Raw genomic sequence first — 5,716 nt, 5'->3', positions numbered from 1 at the left:
AGCGCCAGCCAGACGCCGCAAGAATCGTTACTCTACCTTCGGCGGCAACGGCTGCACCAGCAGCGTCGGGACGCTGCAGGTGCCGGTGCGCACGGTCATCACGCGCGTGCCCGGCTTGCGGCCGGTGCGGATTTCCGAGACGTCGACGCCGGCGGCAACGAGCCGCGCATGGGTGGCGTCGATGTCGGTGACGCGCCAGCAGATGCCGCGCAGGCGGTCCGGCGCATCGGCCTCCGTTTTGCCGGGCTTGTGCGCGACCTCGACGATCAAATCGCCGCAGCGGAAGAACATCAGCCGGCCCCAATCTGCGTGCGAACGATCGAGCGCCATGTCGAGGCCGAGGCGGGCGCCATAGAGCGCGGCGGCGCGTTCGGGATCGGCGGTCGCAACCACCACGTGATCCATCGCGGTGATGCCCGCGGGCTGGGTGCGGACCGAAAGCGGGCGCTCCCGCTCCCGCTCGAGGAAGAACATCCGCACGCCGCGCGTCGCATCGGTGGCGGCGCGCGTGCGCTTCCACGATAGCGTCGCGCCGGAGATCTCGTCCTGGCTCTCCACCTCCGAGACCGGCTCCGGCCGCAGCGTCAGCCGCTCCAGCCTCCGATGCATCTTTTCGATGTCGTTGGTGCGGAAGCACAGGCTCGCGAGCCCCTCGCCCTGCGATGCCAGCACCGCGCGGATGCGGCCCGCGTTCTCGCTCTCGCCGCTCGGCGCCATCAATTCCACCGACGTGTTGTCGAGCGTGAACAGCACCCGCGCGGCGCCGTCGCTGACGTTCTTCCACGCTGGCGAGCGCGCGAACAGCGTCTCGTAGGCCGCCGTTGCCGCCTCGATATCTCCGGTGAGGACGACGACATGGTCGAGCGCGGCGATCATGGGAACAGCCCTCGCGTGTTCTTGGCGGCCCGGACTTTCTCCACCCCGATCGCCATCGCCGCGGTGCGATGCGGGATGTTGTCGGCCTTCGCGCGCTTCAGCATCGTCTCGAATGCGCGGTCGAGGATCTGGTATTCACGCCGCATCACCTCCTCCTCTTCCCAGAACAATTGCTGCAGATCCTGCACCCATTCGAAATAGCTGACCACCACGCCGCCGGAATTGCAGAGAATATCGGGAATGAGGAAGATATCATTGCGCTTGTCCAGGACGAGATCAGCCTCCGGCGTGGTCGGACCGTTGGCGCCTTCCGCCAGCACGCGGCACCTGAGCTTGGCGGCGACGCGAGCGTCGATCACGCGCTCCATCGCCGCCGGCACCAAGACGTCGCAGGGCAGCGTCAGCACCTCGGCAGGATCGAAATGCAGTTCGTTGGAGAAGCCGGCGATGCTGCCATGCAGTTGCGCATGGTGCATCAGCGCGGGGATGTCGAGGCCTTTCTCGTCATAGAGCGCGCCGGTGTGGTCGGAGACCGCCGTTATCTTGAGCCCGTAATGATGCAGTTCCAGCGCCGCATAGGAGCCGACATTGCCGAAGCCCTGGACCACGGCGGTGGCGCCGGAGGGATTGATCGCAAGCTCCTTCAGCACCCGCCTCGCGAGATAGGCGACGCCGCGCCCGGTCGCCTCCCGCCGGCCGAGGGTGCCACCGGAGGAGACCGGTTTGCCCGTGACGATCTCGGTCACGGTCTGGCCCTGGTACATCGAATAGGTGTCCATGAACCAGGCCATCACCTGCTCATTGGTACCCATGTCCGGGGCCATCACGTCAGTATGCGGGCCGACGAAGGGAATCATCTCCTGCATGTAGCGACGCGACAGCGATTCCAGTTCGCGCTTGGAGATCTGGGTCACATCGACATTGACGCCGCCCTTGGCGCCGCCATAGGGCAGGCCGACGAGGGCGCATTTCCAGCTCATCCAGATCGCGAGTGCGGCGACCTCGCCGATATCGACGGAGGGCGCAAAGCGGGTGCCGCCTTTGGTCGGGCCCATGGTGAGGTGGTGCTGGACGCGATAGCCCTCGAACACCGCCACCGTGCCGTCGTCGCGGTGGATCGGGCAGGAGACGGTGACCGACCGCTTCGGCATCAATAGCCGCGCGCGCTCGTCCATGGGGATTTCGAGATGGTTGGCGATCACGGTGAACTGGTTCGCCGCCATCTCGAACACCGGCCCGGAATATACAGTCATCGCCCTACCCCCATTGTCTTACAACCAGGAACTTAAGACAGCCGCCGTCCGTTATCGGACGGCATGCTGACAAAACCGGGAACGGTGGTAGTCCCCCGACTTGGCCATCTCAAGCCGCAAAGACGGCATGGTTGCGAATAATTTCAGCGAACGCACATAATATCCGGTGCTAAGCTGAAGCTGCCGCCGGGATCACCCATCACCCCACGACGGAAAACGAATGCAGGCTCTCTTCATCGGACAGACCTATATCGACGTCACCTTCATCACCGACCATCTGCCGACCGGCGACGAGAAACATGTGGCGGACGCCTATGCGGTCTCCTTCGGCGGCAATGCCGTCACTGCGGCATTTTGCTGCGCCAAGCTCGGCATCGTGCCGGACCTGATCGCCACGATGGCCAACGACTGGCTGGGGCGGATGTTCTGGGACATGGCCGCGAAATATGGAATCTCCGTCCATCCGCGCAAGGTCAACTCGTCCTCGCTGTCCTTCATCATGCCGAAGGATGGCAAGCGCGCCATCGTCCGCTGCCGCGACGACGAGCATATCCATCCCTTCCCGCTGTTGAACCTGAAGGGCTGCCGCGCGCTGCATATCGACGGCCACCAGCCGGACGCTGCCATTCATTATGCAAAGCTTTGCCGCGAGGATGGCATCCTGACCTCGCTCGACGGCGGCGGCCTGCGCACCAACACCCATGAGCTGTTGGAATATATCGACGTCGCGATCGTCGCCGAGCGCCTCTGCGAGCAGATGGACCTGACGCCGGAAAAGATGCTCGATTATCTCAAGGGCCGCGGCTGCCGGGTTGGCGGTGTGACGCAGGGTGAGAAGGGCCTGCTATGGTATGACGAGGCCGGCGTGGTTCGCACCATCCCAGCGCTGCCGATCCCGCGCGAGCGCGTGATCGACACTAACGGCGCCGGCGACGTGTTCCACGGCGCCTATATCTATTCCTACCTCGCGCATCCCGGCAAAACCTGGAAGGATCATTTCGAGTTCGCGCGGGCCGCCTCGACCTACAAGATCCAGAAGCTCGGCAACGAGGCGGGACTACCCTCGCTTGCCGACATCGAGGCGGTGAAGCAGGAGTTCCAGGTTGGCGCGTAACGTCAGCGCATAAGGGAGCGCTTGTCAGCATGGGACGTGTTTTTGTCGCCGGCAGCATCAACATGGATGTGGTCGCGACCGCCGAGCGCCACCCGCGCGTCGGCGAAACCGTCGCGGGCAGCGCCGTGCTGTATTTCCCAGGTGGCAAAGGCGCCAACCAGGCTGTCGCCGCCGCCAAGCTCGGCGCGCCAACCACGCTGATCGGCCGGCTGGGTAAGGACGCTTTGGGAGCGCAGTTGCGGACGTTCCTCGCAGCCCAAGGCGTCGACCTCAGCTTCGTCAAGGACACGCCCGAGACGCATACGGGCACCGCGATCATCACCGTTGCGGATGCGGACAACACCATCGTCGTGGTGCCCGGCGCGAATGCGCTGGTCGATGCCGACGATGTCGCGATGCCCGTGCTGGCAAAGGGCGACATTGCGGTGAGCCAGTTCGAAATCCCGCAGGCGACCATCACCGCCTTCTTCAAGAGCGCCCACGCCGCCGGCGCCACCACGATCCTCAATCCGGCACCGGCCAGGGAATTCGATAACGAATTGCTCGACCTCGTCGATATCCTCGTCCTCAACGAGACCGAGCTCGGCCTCCTGACAGGGCGCGAGCTGCGCGACAGCGACGATTACACCCGCTTCATCGATGCAGCCCGTTCACTGGCAGGGAGCGACAAGATCATCTGCGTCACGCTCGGCAAGCGCGGCGTGCTCGCGCTGGCAGAAGGTGAGTCGCTGATGGCACCGGGGCGCGAGGTCAAGGCGATCGACACCACGGGCGCGGGTGATTGCTTCGTCGGCGCACTGGCCTCGCAACTCGCGGGCGGCAGCAACCTTCGTGATGCGCTGGGTTATGCGAACGTCGCAGCATCAATTTGTGTGCAACGAATGGGCGCTGCCCCGTCGATGCCGACGGCGGCAGAGGTAACACGTGTGCTGGATGCGTAGGGTGGGCAAAGGCGTCAGCGCCGTGCCTACCATTTTACGCTCCGCAAGGGATGGTGGGCACGCTGCGCTTTGCCCACCCTACGAATTCACGTCAATGCGCTCTTGAGATCAAAAGACGGGTCGGCCGCCTGCTCCGGCGAGATCGAGCGATTGGCGCCGAGCAATCTCCGGCCGAACATGTGATCGCCGGCGCGGTTGACGGATTCGATGCCGACGAGATGGCCATCGCGGTAACAAAATGCCGAGAACTGCCCCTGCTCGCGGTCGCCGCGCACAACGACGCGATCATAGCCGGTGGTCAGGCCTGCCATCTGCAATTTGTCCGGCCCCTGGTCGCTCCAGAACCATGGCAGCCCATCATAGGCCTTGGCATGGCCCGTGAGCCGCGCGGCGATGCAGCGCGCATGGTCGGTCGCGTTCTGTACCGACTCCAGCCGCAGCGAGCCGCCGAACCGCTCGCTCTTGTAGAGCGCGCAATCGCCGATGGCCGAGATATTCGGATCCGAGGTGAGCAGGTGCTCGTCGACGATGATGCCGGATGCCGCCGGCAAGCCGGCTTCCGCCGCGATCTCGACATTCGGCAATACGCCGACGCCGACCACGACGAGGTCGGCAGGGATATGCCGGCCATCGCTGAGGCTGACGCCGGTCACCCTGGCGCCATCGGCCTCGATGCTCGTGACTTGAACGCCGAGATGGATACGGATACCCGTGGCCGTGTGCCGCGAGTGGAAATAGTCGGAGATTTCCGCCGTCACCGCACGCGCCATGACACGCCCCGCCAGTTCGACCACATCGACCTCGAGGCCTTTCGCGCGCGCGGTCGCGGCGAACTCCAGCCCGATGAAGCCGGCACCGATCACGACGACGCGCAGGCCGGGCTTGAGCAGATGCCGCAGCGCCTCGCTCTCGTCCAGGGTGCGGAGATAGCGCACCGCTTCCAGATTGGCATTGGGGATATCGAGCAGCCGGTTGCGCGCGCCGGTCGCAAGCACCAGGTGACCGTAATCGAGCGGCGCGCCGGAATGGAGCGTGAGCTTTCGCCCGACCCGGTCGATCGAAACGGCACGGTCGGTAATCAACTCGATGCTCTGGTCGAGATAGAATTTTCCTGGTCGGAACATCAGCGTCTCCGGCCCGCCGGTTCCCTTGAGGTAAGCCTTGGACAAGGGGGGCCGCTGGTATGGCAAATGGCCTTCGTCATTGAGGAGCGCGATGCGCTCGGCAAAGCCGTCCTGCCGCAGGGAAGCCGCAAGCTGGAAGCCGGCATGCCCAGCGCCGACGATGATCACCGGTCCTGCCGTCATCGCGACAGTCCGTTTGCAGACGCACAGGAGCAACCCATGCCGTTTCCTCTCTCCGCTGATGTGGCTTGCTCGCCTTGTCCTCGCGGCGCTCGTGTCCGCGTCTCAGACGATGGCGGACGCCATTTGGCCCCATGCTTTGCCGCGACGCAAGAGCGTTTCCAGCGGCGAAACGAAATAAGGCGCCATTTTGGGGCGGCTGGGATTGTCACTCCTCCCCTCGGCGAC

Annotated in this window: 5 protein-coding genes; 2 read left to right on the top strand and 3 right to left on the bottom strand. The window is 64.7% G+C overall.

What is annotated here, in order from left to right:
• Window positions 1-27 precede the first annotated feature (27 nt).
• Window positions 28-876, bottom strand: a complete 849-nt coding sequence (locus tag CWO89_RS40055; protein WP_130583788.1) for a VOC family protein — start codon at window positions 874-876, stop codon at window positions 28-30.
• Window positions 873-2,129 (bottom strand): Glu/Leu/Phe/Val family dehydrogenase, encoded by a 1,257-nt coding sequence (locus tag CWO89_RS40050; RefSeq protein ID WP_130583787.1) that lies wholly within the window; start codon window positions 2,127-2,129, stop codon window positions 873-875. The genes CWO89_RS40055 and CWO89_RS40050 overlap by 4 nt, the downstream gene beginning before the upstream one ends.
• Window positions 2,130-2,349: 220 nt before the next feature.
• On the opposite strand from CWO89_RS40050, the gene CWO89_RS40045 reads away from it, so the two are divergent.
• Both CWO89_RS40045 and rbsK read left to right on the top strand, forming a co-directional pair.
• Complete coding sequence (locus tag CWO89_RS40045) at window positions 2,350-3,243, top strand: sugar kinase (protein WP_130583786.1); 894 nt, start codon at window positions 2,350-2,352, stop codon at window positions 3,241-3,243.
• A 29-nt stretch (window positions 3,244-3,272) separates the two neighbouring features.
• Window positions 3,273-4,184: a ribokinase gene (gene rbsK, locus CWO89_RS40040; protein ID WP_130583785.1), complete on the top strand. Its 912-nt coding sequence runs from the start codon at window positions 3,273-3,275 to the stop codon at window positions 4,182-4,184.
• Between the two features lie 86 nt (window positions 4,185-4,270).
• On the opposite strand, the gene CWO89_RS40035 is transcribed toward rbsK, so the two are convergent.
• Complete coding sequence (locus tag CWO89_RS40035; protein WP_130583784.1) at window positions 4,271-5,491, bottom strand: NAD(P)/FAD-dependent oxidoreductase; 1,221 nt, start codon at window positions 5,489-5,491, stop codon at window positions 4,271-4,273.
• Between the last annotated feature and the right edge of the window lie 225 nt (window positions 5,492-5,716).

Origin of the sequence: Bradyrhizobium sp. Leo170 (genome assembly GCF_004296405.1) — a bacterium.
Taxonomy (GTDB): Bacteria; Pseudomonadota; Alphaproteobacteria; order Rhizobiales; family Xanthobacteraceae; genus Bradyrhizobium.
Note: the sequence above shows the minus strand (reverse complement) of the source record. Positions and strands in the feature narration are given on the sequence as shown.

Bases quoted from the DNA above. Each gene is read 5' to 3' on its own strand.
- CWO89_RS40035 (WP_130583784.1), bottom strand. From the start codon at position 5,491: ATGACGGCAGGACCGGTGATCATCGTCGGCGCTGGGCATGCCGGCTTC.
- rbsK (WP_130583785.1), top strand. From the start codon at position 3,273: ATGGGACGTGTTTTTGTCGCCGGCAGCATCAACATGGATGTGGTCGCG.
- CWO89_RS40050 (WP_130583787.1), bottom strand. From the start codon at position 2,129: ATGACTGTATATTCCGGGCCGGTGTTCGAGATGGCGGCGAACCAGTTC.
- CWO89_RS40045 (WP_130583786.1), top strand. From the start codon at position 2,350: ATGCAGGCTCTCTTCATCGGACAGACCTATATCGACGTCACCTTCATC.
- CWO89_RS40055 (WP_130583788.1), bottom strand. From the start codon at position 876: ATGATCGCCGCGCTCGACCATGTCGTCGTCCTCACCGGAGATATCGAG.